Here is a 23,335-nt window from a genome sequence, read left to right on the forward strand (position 1 = left end):
TTCTACGCGCCGTCCGGCGACGGCGCAACGCCCTGCCGCGTGCCGGCGATCAGGCGGTCGAGCGTGACCGGGGCGTAATCGCGCGCGTCGACGCCGACGTCGAACTGGCGCGGGACAGGCTTCAGCCGGCCGTGGCTGTGGCCGTGCAGGTTGATGGCGCCGCGATGCTGCCCGTTCCACACGCGAAAGGCATAGTGGCACAGCACCAGGCGGTGCCCGTCGAGATCGAGCTCGGCATAGTCGCCGACGCTGGCCCAACCGGCGGCGGAGGCCGTGTCCGGCGGATCGTTGTTGCCGCGCAGGAGGTGCTTGGTCCCCTTCAGCCGGGCGAGCAGCGCGGGCACGTCCGCGGCCCGCCGCGCGACGTCGCCCAGGTGCCACACCTCGTCGGCATCGGTGACGACCGTGTTCCAGCGCTCCACCAGCAGCGCGTCCATCGCCGCAACGTCGGCGAAGGGACGCCGCCAGATGTTGAGCGTGCGGTGGTCGCCGAAATGCGTGTCGGCGGTGAAGAAGACGGTCATGTCCAGTAGAGCAATCGCGCCGTCGGCAGCGCGCGGGCGATCCGCTGTTCGAAGAAGCCGCGCAGGCGGCGCATCGTGTCGGCGTCGTACACCTGCTTCTCCGTGCCGAACTTGGTCCGCTTGGTCATGCGGTTCGCGTCGGTCATGTCGAGCGCCGAGCCGGGATACCATCGATCGAGCACCGCCTTCGACCCCGCGGTGAAGCGGTGGGTGATGAGCTCCACCGTCAGGTCCAGACCGGGCGCGTCGCCCAGCCGCGCCGCGGCGGCGTCGATCAGTCCGCCATAGGCGTCTTCCCAGCCGGGCGCGGCGATGATCGGCGCGATCGTCAGGCCTACGGGATAGCCGGCATCGGCCATCGCGCGCAGCGCCACCAGCCGGTCGGCCACGCGCGCGGTGCCGCCCTCGAATAGGGCGAAGGCGGGCGGATTGATCGAGGCGCGCATTCGCGTGCGGCGCTGGTGATCGAGCGCCAGCAGCGGGGCGACATCGGCGAACTTGGTCGTGAAGCGCAGCTGCGCGTCGGCCCGCCAGCGCCCGAACCAGGCGACCAGCGCCGACAGAGATCCCGTGACCGGCTCGATCGCCAGCGGATCGGTGTAGCAGGACGCCTCGTACGTCGTGCCCTCCTCCACGCGCGCGCGGTTGCGCGAGGTGATCGTGCCCTGGCCGAGATAGTCGGGCAGCGCCGCGCAGATCTCGTCCAGATTGGCATAGGCGCGGGTGACGGGCGGACCCTTCAGCGATCCGGCGAGATAGCAGTAGCTGCAATGCGCCGGGCACCCCTCCGCCAGGTCGACGCGCCAGTCTGCGCTGGGCGCGATCGGCTGCAGCCGCCGCTTGGACGGCGGGGCGACGACGACGGCGAGCGTCGCCTTCGCCTCGGCATAGGCGCGGCGGGGGTCCTCGTCGTCGCGCATCGTCACGCGGTCGCCGGCCAGCTCGACGACGTCCACGCCCAGCGCCGCCGCGCGCGCCATGATGGCGCGTCCGTGCGCGAAGCCGCGCGCCGCCCGGGTGACGAGCAGGCGGCGCGGTCGCCACGGCGGACGCGCGCGGGCCGACGGTTCCTCTTCGGTCATCCCCGCTCGACCGGCGGGGAGCGGAAACGTTCCGCGGATCGCGCGACCTTCGCGACGGCGAAGCGTTGGACGGCACGAAGGAGACCGACGATGACGAGCCAGCCGCGCGATGAGGAACCCGGCTTCGAGGCCGACGTGGACGAGCTGCCCGAGGACGACCGCGGCTCGCCCGACACGCTGGAGGACGAGGCGCTGCCCGAGGACGACCTGCCGCAGCTGGACGAGGCGCAGGAGCAGGCGGCCGAGGAGCGCAAGGAGGGCGGCTACCAGTAGGCGCCGGGCGGTCGGGCCGCCGGTGACTATCCCTCGCCCAGCGGCGGCCCGAACACCGACCATCCCGTGCGCGCCACCAGCATCTCCAGCGCGCGCACGCCGAGGATGGAATTGCCGTTCTGGTCAAGGTTGGGGGACCAGACGGCGATCGACGCGGTCTGCGGCGCAATCGCCAGAATTCCACCGCCGACGCCGCTCTTCGCCGGCAGGCCGACGCGCACCGCGAAGTCGCCCGACGCGTCATAGTGGCCGCACGTCATCATCAGGGCCAGCACCGTCCGGTTCTGCCGCGCGCGACAATCCTGCACCGCGTCGTCGCTCGCCACTCGGGTGGGGAGCAGGAAGCGTCCGGCGCGCGCCAGCCCGGCGACGTCGACCGAAACGGCGCACTGGCGGGCATAGGCGTCCATCACCTCATCGCTCGCCGAGCGCACGTTGCCGTGGTGGCGCATGAAGCTGAGCATCGCGCGGTTGAGGTCGCCGCCCTGGGACAGCACCTCCTCGTCCAGCGGCACGTCGGCGCCGATCTGGTCGCGGACCAGCGCGATCACCGCGTCGCGCGCCTCTGCCCCGTGCCGCTCGACCAGCATGTCCACCACCACCAGCGCGCCCGCGTTGATGAAGGGATTGCGCGGCAGTCCGTGGGTCCGCTCCAGATCGACGAGCGAGTTGAACGGGTCCCCCGACGGCTCCCGCCCGACGCGCTCGAACACGCGATCCTCCAGCGCGCGCAGCGCCAGGTCGAGCGCGAAGACCTTGGAGATGCTCTGTATCGGGAAAGGGTGCTGCGCACCCGCCGTCACCACCTCGCCCGCCGCAGTCGCGACGGCGATGCCGAAGGGCCCGGGAGCGACGTCGTCGCGCTTTGCATCCGCGGCCTGCTCGATCGCCTCCGCCTCGCGGTCGATGTCGGCGGCGATGTCGGCCAGTATCCCTGAAAGGTCCATTCGCGTTTCCTGTTCTCGCTATACCGGCGTCGCGGCGTGCCGCATTCCCTCGGTGCCGAAGACGCGGCGGTAGCGCTGGATCGCGGCGGGATCGCCGGACGCCTTGGCCGGATTGTCCGACAGCTTCACGGCGGGGCGTCCGCCGGCGGAGACGACCTTGGCCACCAGCGAGATCGGCTCCAGCCCCGCCGCGCCCATGGGATCGCACTCGCGAAAGTCGTTGGTCAGGTTCGTGCCCCAGCCGAAGCTGATCCGCACGCGTCCGTCGAAGCGGCGATAGACCTCCTCGATCGACGCGACATCCATCCCGTCGGAGAAGATCAGCAGCTTGTCGCGCGGGTCGCGGCCGTGCGCGCGCCACCAGTCGATCAGCTGCTCGCCCGCCGCGACCGGCGGCAGGCTGTCGGGCCGGAAGCCGGTCCAGTCGGCGACCCATGCCGGCGCGTCGCGCAGGAAGGCGGCGGTGCCGAACGTGTCGGGCAGCACGACCAGCAGATTGCCGGCGTAGAGGCGCTGCCACTCCTCCAGTACGCGATACGGCGCGCGGCGGAGCGCGGCGTCGTCGTCACCGGCCAGCGCGGCGAAGACCATCGGCAGTTCGTGCGCGTTGGTGCCGATCGCCTCCAGGTCGGCGTCCATCGCCAGCAGCACGTTGGAGCTGCCCCTGAAGCGGTCGCCCAGCCCCTCCTTCAGCGCCTCCACGCACCAGCGCTGCCACAGGAAGCCGTGCCGACGCCGCGTGCCGAAGTCGGAGAGGGCGAGGTCGGGCAGTGCGCGCAGCCGCTCCACCTTCGCCCACAGCTTCGCCTTCGCGCGGGCGTAGAGCACGTCGAGCGCGAAGCGACCGTGGTGGCGCACCGCGGCGCGCGCGCGCAGTTCGTTGATGATGGAGAGCGCCGGGATCTCCCACATGGTCGTCTCGCACCACGCGCCGGCGAAGTGGAGCCGATACTGCCCGCCGTCGCGCGACAGGTCGTACTCGGGCAGGTGGAACCCGGCGAGCCAGGCGAGGAAGTCGGGCGCGAACATCCGCGCCTCGCCGTAGAAGCTGTTGCCGGCCAGCCAGATCAGCTCCTTCTTCGTGAAGCGCAGGGTGCGCGCATGGTCCAGCTGCGCGCGCAACTCGCCCTCGTCGATCGTGTCGGCCAGCCGTACCCCGCTGGTCCGGTTGATGACGGCGAACGTGGCCTCGACGCTGCGGTGGTGCCTCCAGATCAGTTGCAGCATCAGCAGCTTGTAGAAATCGGTGTCGAGCAGGCTGCGCACGATCGGGTCCAGCCTCCAGCCGTGGTCCCACGTCCGCGTGGCGATATCGGTGATCGCCACTATGCGGTGGCCTGCGCCGCCAGCAGGCGCGGGACGACGGGCAGCAGCTCGCGCGCCAGGAAGCCCAGCGGGCCGACCGTGGTCGCCAGCGTGGCGCCGGCCTGCCCGTGCAGCCACACGCCCCAGGCCGCGGCCTCCAGCGGCGCCACGCCGCGCGCCAGCACGCCGCCGATCACGCCCGCCAGCACGTCGCCCGACCCGGCGGTGCCCAGCCCCGGCGAGTCGCTGACGAAGGCGAGCAGCGTGCCCGACGGGTCCGCCACGATCGTACGATCCTGCTTCAGCACCACGACCGCGCCGAACCGGGCCGCGGCGTCGCGCGCGGCGGCGACGGGATCGCCCTCGATCGCCTCGCGCGCCGCGCCGGTCAGCTTGGCCAGCTCGCCGGGATGCGGCGTCAGGATCGCGCGGCCGCCCAGCGCCGCCACCGCGTCGCGCGCGTCCGCCACGGCGCCGAGCATTCCCGCGTCGATCACCGCCGCCTTCGCATCGACCAGCAGGCGGGCGAGCAGCGCGGGCGTCTGCGCGCGCTGCGCCATGCCGCAGCCGAGCACCATCGCCTGGCATCCGTCGAGGTGAGGCGCGAGCGCGTCGGCGGCGGCCAGCGCCACCTCCCCGTCCGCGTCGACGGGCAGCGCGACGATCGCCATCTCCGGCATGGCGGTGCCCAGCGCGGTCGCGTGCGGAGCGGGAGCGGCCACCTGCACCTTCCCGGCGCCCGCGCGCAGCGCCGCCTCCGCGGTCAGGCGGACCGCGCCGGGCACGAAGGCGGAGCCGCCGAGGACGAGCACCTGCCCGCGCGAATCCTTGTCCACGCCGGCACCGATGCCGGGAAGCGGATGAGCGGCGCGCCAGGCCGCGTCGATCGCGACGGGCGCGCTCACCCGCGAACTCCGGCGCGGTCGTTCGCATCGGTGACGGGCACCGCCTCGCGCTCCAGCGGCACGGCGTGGTTGTAGCGCGCGAGCACCAGCCCCTCCCCCGGCACCAGCCGGTATTCGGTGACCGAGCAATTGGCGACGTCGCCGGCGCGGTCGATCGCCAGCAGCCGCTCCTCGTCCAGGTTCTCGATCACGTAGCGAAGGCACAGCACCACCACCTGATGCGCCACGATCAGCACGCGCCGCCCGGCGTGGTGCAGCGCGATCGTATCCAGCACGGAGCGCAGCCGCAGGATGACGTCGCACCAGCTCTCCCCGCCGGGCGGGCGGTGGTAGAACTTGCCGAGGATGCGGCGGAACTCCGCCTGTTCGGGCAGCAGGTTGGCCACGCCAGAGGTGGTGAGGCCGTCGAGGATGCCGAACTCCTTCTCGCGCAGCCGCTCGTCGACGCAGAGCGGGACCTCCCCCGCCACGCCGCCCGCGTCGCGCACCGCCCGCGCGGTGGAGATGGCGCGCGCATAGGGGGAGACGAGGAGGGTGTCGGGCCGCTCCGCCGCGGGCATGTCGGCGAACCAGCGGCCGAGCGCGCCGGCCTGCCGCTCGCCCAGCGCGCTCAGCGCGACGTCGACGTCGCGCCCCTCCACCGCGATCCGGTCCGCGCGGGCGAGCTGCGCGGCGTCGCGCGCGACATTGCCCAGGCTCTCGCCGTGACGGACGACAAACAGGGCGGCGGGCCAGCGCCTGGCCGACCGCGCGGCTTCTCCAACCTCCACACCAACTCCTTGCGCTGCCTCGTCAATTCCATGGAGGCGAACGATCGGATCGGGGCTGGGTTCACGCCATGCGCGATCCCGTCTGGCGCGGCGCGGCCTCCGGACAATAAGCGTCGAGGAAGTCCTGATGGCTCGGCAGCCGGGCGGCGGCGGCGGCGACGCCGGCGCGCAGGTCGCCCAGCGCCTGCGCCAGCCGCTCGCGCGGCATGATCGCGCCGAGCGGATGATGCCGCCGCGGCTCCAGTCGCTGGCCCAGCATCACCTGCACCCACGACGCGACGCGGAACAGGTCGTGGCTGTCCTGATAGGCGTGCGCCCCTTCGGCGAACAGGGCGATCCGCTCCGCCAGCGTGTCGGGCGGGGGCGTCTCGCGGCAGCGCCGCCAGAACGGCTCGGGCCGCTCGTTCAGGTGATAGTGGAGGACGATGAAGTCGCGCACCGCCTCCATCTCGCGGCGGGCCTGCTCGTTGTAGCGTGACACCGCGGCGGGGCTGATGCCGCCGGCCGGCAGCAGCTGGATCAGGCGGGTCAGCGCGATCATGATGAGGTGGATCGACGTGGATTCGAGCGGCTCGACGAAGCCGGAGGCGAGGCTGAGTGCCACGCAATTGCCCTCCCACGCCTTCACGCGGCGGCCGGTGCGGAAGCGGATGGGGTTCGGCTCGACCAGCCGCTCGCCCGCCACGTTGGCGTAGAGCCGCGCTCGCGCCTCGTCGTCGGAGAGATGGTCGCTGCAATAGACGAGGCCGTTGCCGACGCGATGTTGCAGCGGGATGCGCCACTGCCAGCCGGCATCGTGCGCGATCGCGCGGGTGTAGGGGCGCGCCGGCTCGACCGCCGCGGTCTGCACGGGAAGGGCGCGGTCGGTGGGGAGCCATGCGCCCCAGTCCTCGAAGCCGACGCCCAGCGCCTCGCCGATCAGCAGCGCGCGAAAGCCGGTGCAGTCGAGGAACAGGTCGCCGGCCACGCGGCGCCCGCCGGAGAGGTGTAGCGCCGCGATGTGGCCGCTCCGCCCGTCGCGCTCCACCCGCTCGATGCGCCCCTCGACCCGCGTCAGCCCCGCCGCCTCGCACCGCGAGCGAAGATACCGGGCGTAGCGGCCGGCGTCGAAATGATAGGCGTAGTTGAGCGGCGGCTCTCCCCCGGTGGCGAACCGCCCCTCCGCCGCGGCGCGGTGTTCCAGGGAATAGTCGCCGATCTCGCCGGCCATGCCCTGCCCACGCCCTTCGAGGAAGAAATGGTGGAAGTCGCCCATCCACGTCGACCGGCCGAGGTCGCCGAAGGAGTGGATGTAGCGGTCGCCCGCGCGCGCCCAGTTCTCGAACGAGATGCCGAGCTTGAAGGTGGCGCCGGTGGCGGCCATGAACTCGGCCTCGTCCAGCCCGATCAGCGCATGGAACGCGCGCACGGTGGGGATGGTCGATTCACCGACGCCGACGGTGCCGATCTCCTCCGATTCGACCAGCGTCACGTCGACCAGCGGCGCGAGCTGACGCGTCAGGATCGCCGCCGCCAGCCAGCCCGCGGTGCCCCCGCCGGCGATCACCACGCGCATCGTCACCGCGCGAGCCGGTCGGCGATCTTCGCGCGCAGCCGCCGCGCCGCGCGCTCGTCGAGCGGGCCGAGCTCGCCGCGGACCTCATCGGGCAGGTGCGCGCCGGCGAGCGCGGGGTCGCCGAAGACGTAATGGTCGAGCATCGCGCGCCACGCCGCCTTCTCCGCCGCGGGGCGGTCGCGCAGCGACAGCAGGGCGTGGAGCAGCGTCGTCATCGGCGTGTCGGCGAAGGCGGGCGTCGCGTTCCACCAATAGTTCACCAGCACGTTGAACGGCGCCAGCGCCTCGACATGGTGCCACCACAGTGCGGGGTAGAACAGCACGTCGCCCGGCTCCAGCTCCGCCACCTGCGCCGCGGCGAGCGCGTCGGCGAAGCGGGGAAAGCGATCGAGATCGGCGGCGTGCAGGTCCACCATGCTGACGACCTGTCCGCCGGGCGTCGGCTCCAGCGGGCCCGGGTAGAGGTTGGAGACCTGATCGGGCGGGAACAGCGTGAAGCGGCGGCGGCCGACGACGCACACCGCCAGGTTGTTCGACATGTCGTGATGCGTCTGCGCGATCGTGCGGTTGCCGATCCAGATGCTGGCGAGCGCGGGATCGTGCCCGGCGGGCGGCACGGGCAGGGGGAGGTCGTTCTCCGCGCGGAAGCCGGGCAGGTACGCGTCGAGGTCGGTCGACCCGATGTAGATGGCGGGCGGCGCACCGTCGCCGAGGTGCGCGGCGATGCGATCGAGACAGGCGGTGAGGCCGACGCGCGCGGCGGAGAAGTTCAGCCCGCTCCAGTCGTCCCGATAGAAGAAGCGCCCGCCGATCGCCGCGTCGCCGGTGTAGGCGACGACCGGGCGAGCGGCGTCGAAGCGCTTCAGATAGGCGATCGCCGCCGTCGCGCCGTCTCGTCCGGCAACGGCGAGCGGCCAGTCGCGCGCGAGGCCGCGGAAGATGGTGGGGCGCCCGTCCGCGAGCAGCGCGTCCGGCGGGGGCAGGGCGGCCGCCTCCACCACGCGGGTGCGGCGCAGGTCCGCCACGGCGGCCGGCGCGGTCATCCCGCGACCTTCCGGCGCTTCAGCTCGATCAGCCGCGCGACGTTGTCGAGCGAGGCGGCCGCCATGGTCGCGGCACGCAGCACGCCGCTGCGATGCAGCTCCTCCAGCGCCGCGCCGGCCAGCGCGGCGAGACGGTCGCCGTCGATCGCGTGCACGTCGTCGATGCGGTAGCTGAGCCCGTCGCCGATCTCGACGTCGAGCGTCACCGGCTTCAGGAGCCCGTGCGCGGCGAGCGCGGCATAGGTCGGCGCGGCGGAGGCGTGGCCGTGGCGCAGCGCCGCCAGCACGTTGCCGATGTGGCGCAGATAGGGCGCCGCGCCGCCGTGGCGCAGGAACAGCGGCTCGCCGTCCGGCGCGCCGACGCGGGAGTCGTCGAGGTCGATGTGGATCGCGGGCGTTTCCCCGTCGTGCGCGGCGGCGTCGGCGGCGAACGGGCCGCGCTGCTGCACGGCGGGGACGTATCGGGTAGTCCACGCCTCGCCGTCGAGGAACAGGTTCTCGTCGCGGTCCAACCCGGTCAGTGCCACCGCGTACCAGCCCGCGCCCTCGTCGTGGCGGAACAGGATCGGGAAATCGCGCTGCGCCTGCTCGAACTCGGTGGGAAAGACGAGGCATTGGTTCACCGCGTCGCCGAATGCCGCACCGTGGCGGATCGCCACGCGCAGGTCGGCGTGATCCACGTTGTCGAGCCTGACGTGCCGGGTCACGGGGATGCAGTCGCCTTCTGTCGGGTCGCCTGGAAGATGGCGTGGAATGATAGGCGCGCCGGGCGCGTGCTCAAGCCCCCTACAAAAAAGCGGGCCGCCTCGAAGGGCGGCCCAGGGGGAGGAACCGGTCAGAAGCGGTAGCGCGCGCCGAGCAGGAAGCGCGGCTTCAGCTCCTGCGCGAAGACCAGCGCGGTCCGGTCGCGGCCGTATTGCACCAGCGGCTCGGACAGGAGGTTCACGCCTTCGAAGGACAGTGCGAACTGCTGCGACAGGTCGTAGCTGATGTTGAAGTCGACCGTGCCGAAGCTGTCGGTGAAGATCGGGTTGCGATCGTCGCCCTGGTTGGTCGCGGACAGGAACTTCTCGCGCCAGTTGTACGTGACGCGCGCCGACAGCCCGTCCTTGTCGTAGATCAGCGAGGCGTTGGCGCTGTCGCCCAGCCCCGTCAGCGCGAAGACGTTGACGTCGGGATTGGCGGTGACGTCCACGTTCACGTCGCCGTTCACCTTCGTGTACGACGCCGCGACGCCGAAGCCGGTGTCGCCGAAGAAGTGCTGCCCGGCCAGCTCGAAGCCGTAGATGTGGCCGTCCTGGTTGTTGATCGGCTGCGAGATGGCGAAGTTGAACAGCGGGTCCTGCCCGTCGGCCACCACGTCCACCGCACGCAACAGGTCGTTGGCATATTGCGCGTTGAACTCGCCGTTCGTCGAGTTGGCGCGATAGGCGGCGTCGGCGCCGGCCGTGCTGCCGCCGTTCTGCTGAAGCAGCGCGGTGTAGCTGAACAGGTTCACGTCGTTGATCGTCGCGCCGAGCGCGGCCAGCCGCTCCAGCGCGATGCCCGAGCGCGAGCCCGGCGCGCCCGCAGACGGATCGCGCAGGCCGAAGGCGTCGCGGTTGAAGATGCCGGAGCCGAGGAAGTTGCGCACCCGCTTGTCGAAGAAGCCGACGGAGACGAAGCTGGACGGCTTGTAATACCACTCGACGGACACGTCGAAATTGTCCGACACCAGCGGCTTCAGATTGGCGTTGCCGCTGCTGCCCGTGCCCACGCCGTCCAGCGCGGTCGGACGGGTCGGGCCGCCGACCGTGGTGGAGGCGAACAGGTTGCCGTAGTCCGGCCGCGCCAGCGTGCGGCTGGCGGAGGCGCGGGCGATGACGTTGTCGATCACCTCGATGTTGAAATCGACCGAGGGCAGCAGGTTGGTGTAGCGGCCGCTCTGCTGCACCTGCACCGGCGTCGCGCTGGCGATCGACGGCAGCAGGTTCGCGAAGTCGTTGTCCGACTGCCACAGGATCGCGGTGGGCGCGACCTGCAGCGCGCGGGAGCGCACGCGCGTCTCCTCGTAGCGGGTTCCGAAGACGAGGTTGGCGGTGCGCCCGGCGATCTCGCCCTTCCAGGTGATCTGGCCGTAGACCGACCACACCTTCTCGCCCACCTCGTCGAAGTCGCTGCCGGTCACGTTGACCGGGTTGGCGGCGTAGAAGGGCGACAGGATGTCGAGCAGGTCGATCGCGTTGCCGCGGAACGCGACGCGCGCGGATCCGGTCGCCTTCGGATCGAAATGGTCGAACTTGCAGGCCAGGCAGAAGGTGTCGACCAGGTCCGGCGCCAGGCGCGAGATGATGCCGGGATCGCCGATGCCCCAGTCACCCAGCTGCTGCTGCGTCTGCGTGCGCGTGCTCGTCATCTTCGTCGCGGTGTAATTGCCGCCGAAGTCGAAGCGGCTGCCCTCGCCCAGGTCCCAGCCGAAGTCGACGCGCCCGCCGTTGATCCGCTGGCGCTGGCTGGACGCGATGGTGCGCGCCACCTGCGAGCCGAGGTCGCCGAGGTCGAGCACGCCGTTGCCGTTGCCGCGCACCGCGTCGTTGATGTTCTGCACCTGCACGGGGAAGCCGCTGGAGAAGTCCACCGACTGCGACGCGCCGACCGGCGCGCCCAGGCTGACCAGCGTCGCCGAGGTGCCGTTCCGGTTGTCCGGCGTGGAGGTGGACACCGCGTGATAGCCGTCGGCGTTGACGCTGAAGCGGTCGGTCAGCTCCCACTTGGCGTTGAGGCCGTAGGACTCGAGCCGCGTCTTCGTGGCGCGCTGCTGCTGCTCGTAGCCGAAGTCCTTGGCGCCGTCGTCGGTGCGTTGGAGGAACACCGCGGTCGGGATGGCCTCGTTGCCGCCGAACTCGACCTGGTTGAACGGGCGGTTGAACCAATTGGTCTGTTCCGATCGTTGCTCGCGCAGCCGGTTCTGCGCGAACAGCGCGTCGGCGGTGAAGGTGATCGTGTCGGTCGGCCTGAACTGCGCCACCGCCTGGCCGTTGATGCGCTCGCGCCGGTTCTCCGAGAATTGATAGCGGCTGTCGTTGGGGATCAGGACATAGCCCGACGTCGGGCGGGTGCCGCTGATCTGCGTCGTCGGGCTGATATAGTCGCCGGGCGTGAAGAAGGCGTCGGTGGCGACCACGTTGAAGTAGTTGGGCGCGCTCTGCACCGAGGCGCTGTCGCGGCGCTGGTAGCTGCCGAAGACGGACAGGCCGAAGCGCTGGTCCGCGTCCGACCAGCTGACGAGGCCCGACAGCTCGGGCAGGATCTTGCTGCCGTGGCGTTCCTTGTCGCTGAGGCTGTCGTCGTACAGCGCCTTCGCGCCGACCGATCCCGACAGGCCGGGCTCGCGCGCGTCGAGCGGCTTGCGCGTGACGACGTTGATCGCGGCGCCGATGCCGCCCGAGGGGATGGCGGCGCGCCCGGTCTTGTACACCTCCAGCGCACTGACGCCTTCGGACGCCAGGTTCTGGAAATCGAAGGAGCGGCTGGTGCCGCGGGCGAAGTCGCCCGAGCCGCTGGTGTCGACGTTGGACGCGGGCAGCTGGCGTCCGTTCAGCGTGACGAGGTTGAACCCGCCGGAAAAGCCGCGCACCGACACCTGCGAGCCCTCGCCGTTCACGCGGTTGATCGACACGCCGGTGATCCGCTGGAGCGATTCGGCGAGGTTGGTGTCGGGAAACTTGCCGATGTCCTCCGCGGAGATCGCATCGACGACGCCCGCCGAGTTGCGCTTGATGTCGATGGCGCGGTCCAGGCTGGCGCGGATGCCGGTGACGACGATGTCGGTCGTCGGATCGGTATCGGGCTGGCCCTGCGGGTCCTGCCCGGTCTGCTGGACGCTGCTCGATTCGGTCGCGGGCGCATTCGACGGCTGCGCGTTGCTGGCCTGCGATCCCGGCTCGACCGGCACCACCGTCTGCGCGGCGGCGGGCAGCGCCAGTCCGGCGGCGACCGCCAGCATGGACGTGGAGCGTACCAGCGTCGTGAAGGCCATTGTTCCCCTCATCATCCTTCTCCCTTTTTTGCGGGCGATCACGCGTCGGCCCGTCGCTTCACGATAACGCTAACAGTTTGTCCTACGTTGTCAATCAGGAACTAGCGCTTCCGCCCGTGCTCACAGGAATTTTCCCGACCGTAGTGTCGGATCGGGCAATCTGGCAGCCACGAACCGCTTGCCCGTGGCCGTCAACGTCGTCAGGACCAGAGGCGCGAATGAAGGGACGGCAAGGGGCATGAGGCAGCAGAAGCGCGCGACCATCGTCGATGTCGGCCGCTCCGCCGGCGTGTCGACGAAAACGGTGTCGCGCGTGTTCAACGGCGAGCCGCACGTCAGCGATTCGATCCGGCAGCGGGTCCGTGCGGCGGCGGAGGCGCTGAACTACCACCCCAACGTCATGGCGCGCGCGTTGGTGCAGCGGCGGTCGAACCTGATCGGCCTGGTGTACGAGAACCCGTCGTCGAGCTACGTCACCGAGTTGCAGATGGGGGTGCTCCACCGCCTGCGCGGCGAACGCTATCGATTGGTGGTGATCCCCATCGAATCGGTGGCCGAACATGCGGGAGAGGTGGTGGCATTGCTGCGGTCGGCCGGGCTGGACGGCGTGGTGCTGGCCCCGCCAGCCTCCGACGATGCCCGTATCCTGAACGACCTGGCGAGTGCCGGCATCCGCTGCGCGCGCATTGCGCCGACCCGGCTGCTCGACGCGGCACCCGGCGCTACGGTCGACGATGTCGTCGCAGCGCGGGAAATCGCCGCGTATCTCATCGACTTGGGGCATCGCGACATTGCGATCATCAAAGGCGACCCGACCCATGCCTCCGCGGAGGCGCGGCTGCTCGGCTACAGTCAGGCGTTCCACGCCGCCGGTCTGGCGCTGCGGCTTGATCGCATCGAACCGGGGCTGTTCACGCGCGACAGCGGCTACGAGGCGGCGATGCGATTGCTGGCGCGACCCGACCGACCGACCGCGATCCTGGCGCAGAACGACGAGATGGCTGTCGGCGCGCTGATCGCCGCGCGTGAATGCGGGCTGGGCGTTCCGCACGACCTGTCCATCGTCGGCTTCGACGACTCGGACGTGGCGCGCATCGCCTGGCCGGCGATCACCACGGTTCGCCAGCCGGTGTTCGACATGGCGGTGGCGGCGGCGGACATGGTGGTCGCGCAGCTCGAAGGGGGACTTGCCGAAACGCTGCGAGCGCACGATCACGCGCTGGTCGTGCGCGGATCGGCCGCCGCGCCGTCGGCTTGACATCCCTATGACAACGTTGACAATGCGAGCGGACGCGGACGATCGATCGTCCCTGGGGAGAGGATCACGATGCATCGTCGCTTTTCGCGCCCGGCACGGCTGATGCTGGCCGTCGGTTCGCTGACTTCCGCACTGCCCGCCGGCGCCGGGGAAGCGCAGCAGCCCGCCGCGGCGGACGGCGCCACGACCGTCCACCCCGCGCAATGGCCCGCACCGCGCTGGCCGCTGGCGCGCGACGCCGCGGTCGAGCGCCGCATCGCTGACCTTGTCCGCCGCATGACGCTGGAGGAGAAGGTCGGGCAGGTGATCCAGGCCGACATCGCCAGCGTCACGCCCGACGACGTGCGCCGCTATCACCTGGGCTCCGTGCTGAACGGCGGCAATTCCGGCCCGGGCGGCGACGACCTGGCGCCAGCGCCCAAGTGGCTCGCGCTGGCCGATGCCTTCTACGCGGCGTCAACCGACCGGCGGGACGGCGGCGTCGGCATCCCGCTGATCTGGGGGACGGACGCGGTGCACGGCCACTCGAACATCGTCGGCGCCACGCTGTTCCCGCACAATGTCGGGCTGGGCGCCGCCAACGATCCCGCGCTGGTCGAGCGGATCGGCCGCGCCACCGCCGCGGAGATCCGCGTGACCGGCCAGGAATGGACCTTCGCGCCGACCGTGGCCGTCCCGCAGGACGCACGCTGGGGCCGCGCCTACGAGGGCTATTCGTCCGATCCCGCGCTGGTCGCCCGCTACACCGGGGCGATGGTGCGCGGGTTGCAGGGGCCGGCCGGCGGGGGCGCGCTGCTGAAGGGGCCGTACGTGCTCGCCTCGACCAAGCATTTCCTGGCCGACGGCGGCACGTTCGAGGGGCGCGACCAGGGCGACGCGCGGATCGGCGAGGACACGCTGCGCGACGTCCACGGCCGCCCCTACGGCCCCGCGATCGAGAACGGCGTCGCGACCGTGATGACCAGCTTCTCCAGCTGGAACGGGCTGAAGATCGCGGCCAACCGCGGGCTGGTGACGGACGTGCTGAAGGGGCGGATGAACTTCGACGGCTTCGTCGTCACCGACTGGAACGCGCACGGCCAGCTGCCCGGCTGCACCAACGCCAGCTGCCCGGTGGCGATCAACGCCGGGGTCGACATGTACATGGCGCCCGACAGCTGGAAGCCGCTCTATCACTCGCTGCTGGCGCAGGCCAAGGACGGCACGGTGCCGATCGCGCGGCTGGACGATGCGGTGACGCGCATCCTGCGCACGAAGATGCGGCTGGGGCTGTTCGAAGCGGGCAAGCCGTCGTCCCGGCTGCTGGCGGGCCGGTGGGACCTGCTGGGCGCGCCCGCGCACCGCGCGCTGGCACGCGAGGCGGTGGGCAAATCGCTGGTGCTGCTGAAGAACCAGGGCGTGCTGCCGGTGAAGGCCGGTGCGCGGGTGCTGGTGGCGGGGGACGGGGCGGACGATGTCGCGCGCCAGTCCGGCGGCTGGACGCTGACGTGGCAGGGTACCGGCCTGACCCGCGCGAACTTTCCCGGCGCGACGTCGATCTACGACGGGCTGCGCGAGGCGGTGACGCGCGGCGGCGGCACCGCGACGCTGAGTGCGGACGGACGCTTCACGACGAAGCCGGACGTCGCGATCGTCGTGTTCGGCGAGACTCCCTACGCCGAGTTCCAGGGCGACCTGAAGACGCTGCAGCTGCGCGCCGACCAGCGCGGTCCGGTGGAGACGATGCGGCGGCTGAAGGCGCAGGGCGTGCCCGTGGTGGCGGTGATGCTGACCGGGCGGCCGCTGTTCGCCGGGCCCGAGCTGAACCTGGCCGACGCATTCGTCGTCGCGTGGCTGCCGGGCAGCGAGGGCGCGGGCGTGGCCGACCGGCTGATCGCGCCGCCCGGGGGCCAGGCGGGCGGAAAACGGGCGCCGGGCTTCACCGGGCGCCTGTCGATGCCGTGGCCCGCGACGGCGCGGGCGGACGGGCCGGTGCTGTTCCCGCTGGGCTATGGCCTGACCGGGCGCGAGGCGGCGCGGCGCTGGACGCCGGTGTCCGAGGACCCTGGCGTGGCCGATGGGGACGAGGGCGGCGTGTTCCTTTCCGACGGTGCGCCGGCGGCCGGATGGTCGCTGCGTGTCGAGGGCGCGACGGGCGAGAGCACCAGGATCACCACGTTGCCCGCGGTCGCCGCGGGCGGGCGGGTTCGCGTGACCGCGGTGGACGCGCGCGTGCAGGAAGGCGCACGTCGCTTCGACCTGGCCGGAGGCGGAGTGCAGCAGGTGGCGCTTGCCGCCAAGTCGCCGCTCGACCTGACGCGGCAGTCCAACGGCGACGTGATGCTGGTGGCGACGATCCGCTTCGACACGCGCCCCGCCGCCGACGCGGTGCTGCTGGCGCAATGCGGGCGCGGATGCGCGGAGACCGTGCCGCTCGCCCCGGCTGCGGCGGCGACCGGCAAATTCGTCACGCTGGGCGTGCCGCTCAAGTGCCTGGGTCCGGACCTGTCCGCGGTCGAGGTGCCGTTCGCGCTGCGGGCGAGCGGGCGCATGTCGTTCACGCTGGCGCGGGTCGCGCTGGGCACCGTGGCGGACCGCGTTCTGGCGTGTCCGCCGGCGCGGTAGCAGGCAGCGATACCAGGCAGCGATACCCCTCATCGGTGAGAGCTCGGCGCGCGACCCGCATCGCGCGCCGAAGCCGCGTTCGTCACCCTCACGAAAACATTCACTCGCGTGAGAGTGACTGTTGACAAGGGTGAACGTTGCGGGCAGCTTCGCCTCAGATGCCGATCGAAGAGCGGCCGCACAGGAGGGGTTATGAAGGTGAAGCTACTGGCGTCCGCCGCCGCCGTGACGATCGCGGCCATTGCGCCCGCCGCAGCGCAGTCCGCCGCGCAGGACACCGGCCAGGCGCCCCCCTCCGACGCACCGGCGCAGAAGGTGGAGGAGATCGATCCCGCCGCCGGAGCGCAGGACCTCCTCGTCACCGCCACGCGGCGCGCCGAGCGGATCCAGGACGTGCCGATCAGCGTCAGCGCTTTCCAGCAGGAGGAACTGACGGAGAAGGGCATCGTCGGATTCGAGGGCATCGCTCGCGAAACGCCGGGCGTGGTGCTGAACCGGCCGACGCAGAACTTCAACAACTTCACCGCGCGCGGCATCGCGACCAACGGCTACAACGCCAATCTGCAGAGCTCCGTCGCGGTGTACATTGACGAGCTGCCCGTCTCGACCATCGGCAACACGACGGTGGTCGATCCCAACCTGTTCGACGTGGAGCGGGTGGAATTCCTGCGCGGGCCGCAGGGCACGCTGTTCGGATCGGGCTCGCTGTCGGGTGCGATGCGCATCCTGACGAAGAGCCCCGACCTTAACGATTTCGACACGTCCGCGCTGGTCGACTTCGGCCTGACCGGCTCCGACAGCTTTCGCCAGCGCTACAACCTGATGGTCAACGTGCCGGTGGTGGACGATAAGCTGGCGGTGCGCGCGGTCGGCTTCTACCGCCACGAGGAAGGGTATCTCGACAACGTCGGCACCGGCGTGCGCAATTCGAACACGCTGGTGGACTGGGGCGGGCGGCTGGTGACGCTGTGGAAGCCGACGGACCGGCTGTCGATCAAGCTGCTCGGCAGCTACGAGGACAGCGATCCGAAGGACTCCTCCCTCACCAGCCCGTCGCTCGGCCGCGAGAAGCGCGTGTCGGACCAGCCCGACCGCTTCACCGGCAAGCAGACGATTGCCAATGCGACGATCGACTATGAGTTCGATTTCGCCCGGCTCACCAGCTCGTCCACCTACTCGCGCTTCAACCAGCGGTTCTTCCTGGACCTCGCCGGCACCTTCCCGCCGGGCGGGTTCGCGGGCGCACCGATCGCGTTCGGGCTGGACGCGGCGGCGCGCGACCGGGTGTTCGTGCAGGAGACGCGGCTCGTCTCCGCGCTGGACGGGCCGTTCCAGTTCACGGCCGGCGGCTTCTACCTGCGTCGCCGGCGCGACACCGACTTCCTCTACCGCTCCAATCCGGCCTTCCTGGCGGCGCGCGGCTTCACCGGGCTGCCCGACCAATATTACCAGAAGCAATATACCTATCAGATCAACGAGGAGCTGGCCGGGTTCGGCGAGCTGACCTACCGCTTCTCGCCGCGATTCTGGCTGACGGGCGGCGTGCGCTACGGCCGGATCTCCGCGCAGGGCTTCACGAAGGAGGGCGGTTACCTCGCGACCGCGCCCGCGTTCGCGAACCTCAACTACCTCCAGGCGGCGCTCGCCGGGCTGCGCGGGCCGAACGGCGCCTTCCTGCCGGTGAACTTCACGCAGTTCACCCCCTATCAGCCGGTCACCGGCGTCAAGGCGACGGGGCAGAAGCCGCAGTGGAAGGCCAGCGCCTCGTTCAAGCCGAGCGAGACGCTGACGACCTACGCCACCTTCTCCACCGGTTTCCGCGCGCCGATCGTCAACGCCTTCGCCGGGCGCGCGAGCGTGGTGAACCAGAACGACATCATCATCCCCGACGGCGCCTCGTCGGACGACCTGAAGAGCTACGAGATCGGCGCGAAGGGGCGGTGGCTGGACGGGCGCGTGACGATCAACGTCGCCGCCTATCGCATCGACTGGAGCAACATCCAGGCGCAGGCGAACCGCGTGTCCGATTCGGTGCAGTTCGCGACCAACATCGGCGCCGCGGTCAGCAAGGGGTTCGAGGTGGAGATGGGCGTGGTGCCCGCGACCGACGTCTTCCTCGGCTTCAACGTGGCGTACAACGACGCGAAGATCACCGAGCTGACTGCGGCGGAGGCGGCGATCTCCGGCGCGGTGCCGGGGCACCGGCTGTCCGCGCCGCGGTTGCAGGGTGCGCTCTACACCTCCTACGGCTTCGACCTCGGCAACGGGGCGAAGGCGACGGCGGCGGTCAACGCGCAATATGTCGGATCGTACAACAGCTCGTTCCCGAATACGCCGGGCAATCCGAACCTGCGCCTCTCCACCTTCGGAGAGACCGACGAATACGTGAACGTCAACGCCAGCCTGGGCGTGAGGAAGGGCCGCTGGACGGGGCAGCTGTACGTCGAGAACGCCTTCGACGATCATTCGGTGGTGTACATCCACCCCGAGGCGTTCCTGGTCAGCCGCTTCGGCACGCTGCGCCCGCGCACGGTCGGCGTTCGCCTCGGCTACGGCATCTGACATGGCGGGCGTCGCCACCGCGCCGGCGCAGTCCGCCGCCCCCCGGCGCCCCGGCGTCGTGCTGGCGGCGCTCACCTTCGTGTACGTGCTCAACTTCCTCGACCGCCAGCTGATCGGCATCGTCGCCAAGCCGATCCAGGATTCGCTCGGCGTGACGGACGGGCAACTGGGGCTGATCGGCGGGCTCTACTTCGCGATGTTCTACTGCTTCATCGCGATCCCGGTCGGCTGGTTCGCCGACCGCACCAGCCGCGTCGGCGTGCTGTCGCTGGCCTGCGCGATCTGGAGCGGGGCGACCGTCGCGTGCGGGCTCGCCGCCAACTACACGCAACTGGTGATCGCGCGCATGACCGTCGGCTTCGGCGAGGCGGGCGGGGTGCCGCCGTCCTACGCGATCATCACCGACACCTTCCCGCCGGGGCGGCGGGCGGCGGCGTTCGGCATCTTCAACCTGGGGCCGGCGCTGGGCGCCGCGGTGGGCGTCGCGTTCGGCGCGCTCATCGCGGAACGGTTCGGCTGGCGGATGCCCTTCATCGTCATCGGCGCGGTGGGCATCGTCACCGCGCTGCTGCTGCGGCTGTTCCTGCGCGAGCCCGCGCGCGGCGCGACCGATGCCGCGATGGGGGCCGCGACCGGCGCCGCGACCGGGGCGATCCCGGCGGAGAAGGCGCGCTTCTGGTCCACCGTGCGCATGTTCTTCGCGCACCCGGTGCTGATGCTGGCGGCGCTGGGCAGCGGGGCGACGCAGTTCGTGACCTACGGCCTCGGCAATTTCGCCGTCCTGTTCCTGATGCGCGAGAAGGGCATGGTGCTGCACGAGATCGCCGTCTGGTACGCGCTGGTGATCGCGATCGGCATGGGTGGGGGCATGATCGTGTCGGGTCGCGTGATCGACCGGATGACGCGCCGGTCGCGCGCGGGCTACGCGATCGCGCCGGCGGCGTCGCTGGCGGTCGCGATGCCCTTCTACCTGGGGTTCGTCTACGTGCCGGGCTGGCCGCTGGCGCTGGCGCTGCTGCTGGTCGTGATGGTCTTCAACTACGTCTATCTCTCCGCCGCGGTCGCGCTGGTGCAGGACGAGGTGCGGCCGGACCAGCGGGTGCTGGCGGGCGCGCTGCTGCTGCTGGTGATGAACTTCATCGGCCTGGGCCTCGGCCCGACGTGGGTCGGCTTCGCCAGCGACGCCTTCAGGGCGGCGGGCGACGGCCACGCGCTGCGCACCGCACTCTACACGCTCACCCCCTTCTACCTCGTCGCCATCGCGCTGTTCGTCGCGCTGGCGCGGCGGCTCGCCCGGGAGGCCCGCGCATGAAGACGATTCTCGCCATGCTGGCCGCCGTGCTGCCGCTGCCGGCCGCGGCACAGGCCCCGGTCGTGCGCGCACCCGCGGGTGCGGTGCAGGGCGAGGTGGCGGACGGCGTGCGCGTGTTCCGCGGCATCCCCTACGCGCAGCCGCCGGTGGGCACGCTGCGGTGGAAACCGCCGGTGGCGCTGCCGGCGTGGCAGGGCGTGCGCCAGGCGACCGCATTCGGCGCAGCCTGCGTCCAGCCGCGCATCACCGCGGGCATCTACGCCAATCCGCCGCAGCGGATGGACGAGGATTGCCTGACGCTCAACGTCTGGTCCCCGCGCGAGGCGAAGGGGCTGCCGGTGATCGTGTGGATCCATGGCGGCGCGCTGGTCAGCGGCTACTCGCACGAGGGCATGTACGACGGCGCGCGGCTGGCCGCGAAGGGCGCGGTGATCGTGTCGATCAACTATCGGCTCGGCATCCTCGGATATCTCGCGCACCCGGCGCTGAGCGCCGAATCGCCCGACGGCGTGTCCGGCAATTATGGCCTGCTCGACCAGATCGCCGCGCTGCGATGGGTGCGGGACAATGTCGCGGCGTTCGGCGGCGATCCCGCCAACGTGACGATCGCGGGCGAATCCGCGGGCGGGCTCAGCGTGCTCTACCTGATGGCGAGCCCCCGCGCGCGTGGCCTGTTCGGCAAGGCGGTGGCGCAGAGCGCGTACATGATCGCCGCGCCCGAGCTGAAGGCGGCGCGCCACGGCCTGCCCGCGGCGGAGTCGGCGGGCACGACGATCGCGCGGGCGCTGGGTGCCGCGGACCTCGCCGCGCTGCGCGCGACGGACGCGCAGGCGCTGTCGCAGGGCGCGGTGGCGAAGGGGTTCGGTCCCTGGGGCACCGTGGACGGCAAGGTGCTGCCGCGCCAGCTGGTCGATACGTGGGACCGCGGCGAGCAGGCGCCGGTGCCGGTTCTCGCCGGGTTCAACACGGGCGAGATCCGCTCGCTGCGGATGCTGCTGCCGCCCAGGCCCGCCGATGCGGCGGCGTACGAGACGGCGATCCGCGCGCGCTACCGCGACCTCGCCGACCCGTTCCTGCGGCTGTACCCGGCGCGCGACATGGGCGAGGCGATGCTGGCGACGACGCGCGACGCGCTGTACGGCTGGACGTCGCTGCGGCTCGCGATCGGACAGGGCGCGATCGGGCGGGCAGGGTATCTGTACCTCTTCGACCACGGCTATCCCGCCGCCGACGAGGCCGGTCTCCACGCCTTCCACGCGGCGGAGATCCCCTACGTGTTCGGCACCACACGCGGTACCGCGCCCTATTGGCCGAAGATCCCCGATGGCGTCGCGGACCGGCGGCTGTCGGCGGCGATGATGGACTATTGGCTGTCGTTCGCGCGTACCGGCACGCCGACCGCGCCGGGGCTGCCCCCCTGGGCGCCCTACGGCACCGCGGCAAACTACATGATGTTCGGGCAGGTGCCCCGCGCGGCGACGCGCCCGCTGCCGGGCATGTTCGCGCTGCACGAGGCGGCGATGTGCCGCCGCCGCGCCGCCGGGGACCAGCCGTGGAACTGGAACGCGGGCGTCGCCTCCCCCGTGCTCGCGCCGGCGGCGGGATGCCGATGATCGACGGGACGATGCAGGACTTCGCGCTCACGCTCGACCGCTTCCTGCGCCACGCCGCCAAATGGCATCCCGATGCCGAGGTGGTGACCGCCCGCGACGGCGCGATCGACCGCCTCGGCTATGCCGCGCTGATGGACCGCGCGCTCGGCGTGTCGTCGGTGCTGGCGGGGATGGGCGTGGCGGCGGGCGACCGGGTGGCGACGCTCGCCTGGAACACGCGCGCGCATGTCGAGGCATGGTACGCGATCATGGGCATGGGCGCGGTGTGCCACACGCTGAACCCGCGCCTCACCGCCGGTCAGCTGGGCGACATGACGCGCCAGTCGGGTGCGCGGCTGATCGTGGCGAGCGCGGACCTGCTGCCGCTCGCCCGCGACGTCGCCGGCCGCACCGGCGCGCGACTGCTGGCCATCGACGGCGCCGGCGAGGGGGAGGCGGTCGCGCTCGACCCGCTGATCGCCGCCGCGTCGCGCGACGTGGCGTGGGGCGACTTCGCGGAGACCGCGCCGTCCGGGCTCTGCTTCACCTCCGGCACCACCGGCGCGCCCAAGGGCGTGACGTACACGCATCGGTCCAGCTTCCTGCACACGCTGCGCGTGCTGCAGGCGGACGTGATGGCCTTCACCGCGGACGATGCGGTGCTGGCGGTGGTGCCGATGTTCCACGCTAATGCCTGGGGCCTGCCCTTCGCGCTGCCCGCGGTGGGCGGGCGGCTGGTGCTGCCCGGTCGGCAGACCGACGGCGCCAGCCTGGCGCGGCTGATCGCGGCGGCGGAGGTGACGGTGGGCGTGGGCGTACCGACCGTGTGGCTGGGGCTGGTCGAGCACCTCGAGGCGACGGGCACCACGCTGCCGACGCTGCGCCGCGTCATCGTCGGCGGGGCGCCGATGGCGCCGGCGCTGATGGAGCGGCTGGAGGCGCGGCTCGGCGTCACCGTGCAGACGAGCTGGGGCATGACCGAGCTGTCGCCCTCCGGCACCGTCGCCCGGCCGGGCGAGCGCCGCCGCGACGCCGCGCGATCGGGCCGGCCCGCGATCGGCGTCGACCTGCTGCTGACCGACGCGGACGGCGTGCCGCTGGCAGAGCAGCGAGGACCGGAAGGGCACCTGCGCGTGCGCGGCGCCGCGGTGGTCGACCGCTATTTCGGCCAGCCGGACAGCGCGCTGGATGCCGCGGGGTGGTTCGTCACCGGGGATCTGGCGCGGATCGACGCGGCGGGGGAGCTGATCGTCACCGGACGCGCCAAGGACCTCATCAAGTCGGGCGGCGAGTGGATCAACCCGGCGGAGATCGAGGCGATCGTCGGCGCGCTGCCGCAGGTGGCGCAGGCCGCGGTGATCGGCCGCGCCGACGTGAAATGGGGCGAGCGCCCCGTGCTGCTGGTCGAGCTGCGCGAGGGCACGGCGAGCGACGAGGAACTGCTGGCGCCGCTGCGCGGGCGCGTGGCGCCGTGGTGGGTGCCCGGCGCGGTGGTACGGCTGCCGCGCATGCCGCTCGCCGCGACGGGCAAGATCGACAAGATTCGCTTGCGGGCCGACCATGGAGGCGCTTGACGGGGGCGGCG

Annotated in this window: 17 protein-coding genes; 7 read left to right on the forward strand and 10 right to left on the reverse strand. The window is 71.5% G+C overall.

What is annotated here, in order from left to right; genetic code table 11:
* Window positions 1-2: 2 nt before the first annotated feature.
* Both HBH26_RS15435 and HBH26_RS15440 read right to left on the reverse strand, forming a co-directional pair.
* Window positions 3-524 carry a metallophosphoesterase family protein gene (locus tag HBH26_RS15435; RefSeq protein ID WP_168135528.1) on the reverse strand — a complete coding sequence of 174 codons (522 nt, stop codon included), beginning with the start codon at window positions 522-524 and terminating at the stop codon, window positions 3-5.
* Window positions 521-1,606 carry an SPL family radical SAM protein gene (locus HBH26_RS15440; RefSeq protein WP_168135529.1) on the reverse strand — a complete coding sequence of 362 codons (1,086 nt, stop codon included), beginning with the start codon at window positions 1,604-1,606 and terminating at the stop codon, window positions 521-523. Before HBH26_RS15440 ends, HBH26_RS15435 begins: the two co-directional genes overlap by 4 nt.
* A gap of 90 nt (window positions 1,607-1,696) precedes the next feature.
* Here HBH26_RS15440 and HBH26_RS15445 point away from each other — a divergent pair, with 90 nt between their 5' ends.
* A complete protein-coding gene (locus HBH26_RS15445) occupies window positions 1,697-1,879 on the forward strand; it encodes a hypothetical protein (protein WP_168135530.1) in 183 nt (60 codons plus the stop codon).
* Window positions 1,880-1,905: 26 nt separating this feature from the next.
* Here HBH26_RS15445 and glsA read toward each other — a convergent pair whose 3' ends face one another.
* The 8 genes from glsA to HBH26_RS15485 all read right to left on the reverse strand — a co-directional run bounded on the left by glsA (window position 1,906) and on the right by HBH26_RS15485 (window position 12,422).
* On the reverse strand, window positions 1,906-2,826 hold the full coding sequence (gene glsA, locus HBH26_RS15450) for a glutaminase A (protein WP_168135531.1): 921 nt from the start codon (window positions 2,824-2,826) through the stop codon (window positions 1,906-1,908).
* 18 nt (window positions 2,827-2,844) lie between these two features.
* Window positions 2,845-4,152: a nicotinate phosphoribosyltransferase gene (gene pncB / locus HBH26_RS15455; RefSeq protein ID WP_168135532.1), complete on the reverse strand. Its 1,308-nt coding sequence runs from the start codon at window positions 4,150-4,152 to the stop codon at window positions 2,845-2,847.
* Window positions 4,152-5,036 carry an NAD(P)H-hydrate dehydratase gene (locus HBH26_RS15460; RefSeq protein ID WP_168135533.1) on the reverse strand — a complete coding sequence of 295 codons (885 nt, stop codon included), beginning with the start codon at window positions 5,034-5,036 and terminating at the stop codon, window positions 4,152-4,154. The genes pncB and HBH26_RS15460 overlap by 1 nt, the downstream gene beginning before the upstream one ends.
* Window positions 5,033-5,806, reverse strand: coding sequence for a histidine phosphatase family protein (locus HBH26_RS15465; RefSeq protein WP_168135534.1), 774 nt, complete (start codon window positions 5,804-5,806; stop codon window positions 5,033-5,035). Before HBH26_RS15465 ends, HBH26_RS15460 begins: the two co-directional genes overlap by 4 nt.
* Before the next feature lie 61 nt (window positions 5,807-5,867).
* A complete protein-coding gene (locus HBH26_RS15470; RefSeq protein WP_168135564.1) occupies window positions 5,868-7,361 on the reverse strand; it encodes a tryptophan halogenase family protein in 1,494 nt (497 codons plus the stop codon).
* A gap of 2 nt (window positions 7,362-7,363) precedes the next feature.
* A complete protein-coding gene (locus HBH26_RS15475) occupies window positions 7,364-8,404 on the reverse strand; it encodes a cupin-like domain-containing protein (RefSeq protein ID WP_168135535.1) in 1,041 nt (346 codons plus the stop codon).
* Window positions 8,401-9,111, reverse strand: a complete 711-nt coding sequence (locus HBH26_RS15480; protein ID WP_168135536.1) for a SapC family protein — start codon at window positions 9,109-9,111, stop codon at window positions 8,401-8,403. The genes HBH26_RS15475 and HBH26_RS15480 overlap by 4 nt, the downstream gene beginning before the upstream one ends.
* 128 nt (window positions 9,112-9,239) lie before the next feature.
* Entirely contained in the window at window positions 9,240-12,422 is a 3,183-nt protein-coding gene (locus HBH26_RS15485) for a TonB-dependent receptor (protein WP_239024845.1), read from the reverse strand.
* 238 nt (window positions 12,423-12,660) lie between these two features.
* On the opposite strand from HBH26_RS15485, the gene HBH26_RS15490 reads away from it, so the two are divergent.
* From HBH26_RS15490 to HBH26_RS15515, 6 genes are all read left to right on the forward strand, one after another.
* Complete coding sequence (locus tag HBH26_RS15490; protein ID WP_168135538.1) at window positions 12,661-13,680, forward strand: LacI family DNA-binding transcriptional regulator; 1,020 nt, start codon at window positions 12,661-12,663, stop codon at window positions 13,678-13,680.
* 69 nt (window positions 13,681-13,749) lie between these two features.
* Window positions 13,750-16,284 carry a glycoside hydrolase family 3 protein gene (locus HBH26_RS15495; RefSeq protein ID WP_239024846.1) on the forward strand — a complete coding sequence of 845 codons (2,535 nt, stop codon included), beginning with the start codon at window positions 13,750-13,752 and terminating at the stop codon, window positions 16,282-16,284.
* 192 nt (window positions 16,285-16,476) lie between these two features.
* Entirely contained in the window at window positions 16,477-18,846 is a 2,370-nt protein-coding gene (locus HBH26_RS15500) for a TonB-dependent receptor (protein WP_168135539.1), read from the forward strand.
* Between the two features lies 1 nt (window position 18,847).
* Window positions 18,848-20,158, forward strand: a complete 1,311-nt coding sequence (locus HBH26_RS15505) for a spinster family MFS transporter (protein WP_168135540.1) — start codon at window positions 18,848-18,850, stop codon at window positions 20,156-20,158.
* Window positions 20,155-21,771, forward strand: coding sequence for a carboxylesterase/lipase family protein (locus HBH26_RS15510; RefSeq protein ID WP_168135541.1), 1,617 nt, complete (start codon window positions 20,155-20,157; stop codon window positions 21,769-21,771). Before HBH26_RS15505 ends, HBH26_RS15510 begins: the two co-directional genes overlap by 4 nt.
* Window positions 21,768-23,324 (forward strand): AMP-binding protein, encoded by a 1,557-nt coding sequence (locus HBH26_RS15515; RefSeq protein ID WP_168135542.1) that lies wholly within the window; start codon window positions 21,768-21,770, stop codon window positions 23,322-23,324. Before HBH26_RS15510 ends, HBH26_RS15515 begins: the two co-directional genes overlap by 4 nt.
* The last annotated feature ends 11 nt before the right edge of the window (window positions 23,325-23,335 follow it).

Origin of the sequence: Sphingomonas corticis (genome assembly GCF_012035195.1) — a bacterium.
Classification (GTDB): Bacteria; Pseudomonadota; Alphaproteobacteria; order Sphingomonadales; family Sphingomonadaceae; genus Sphingomonas; species Sphingomonas corticis.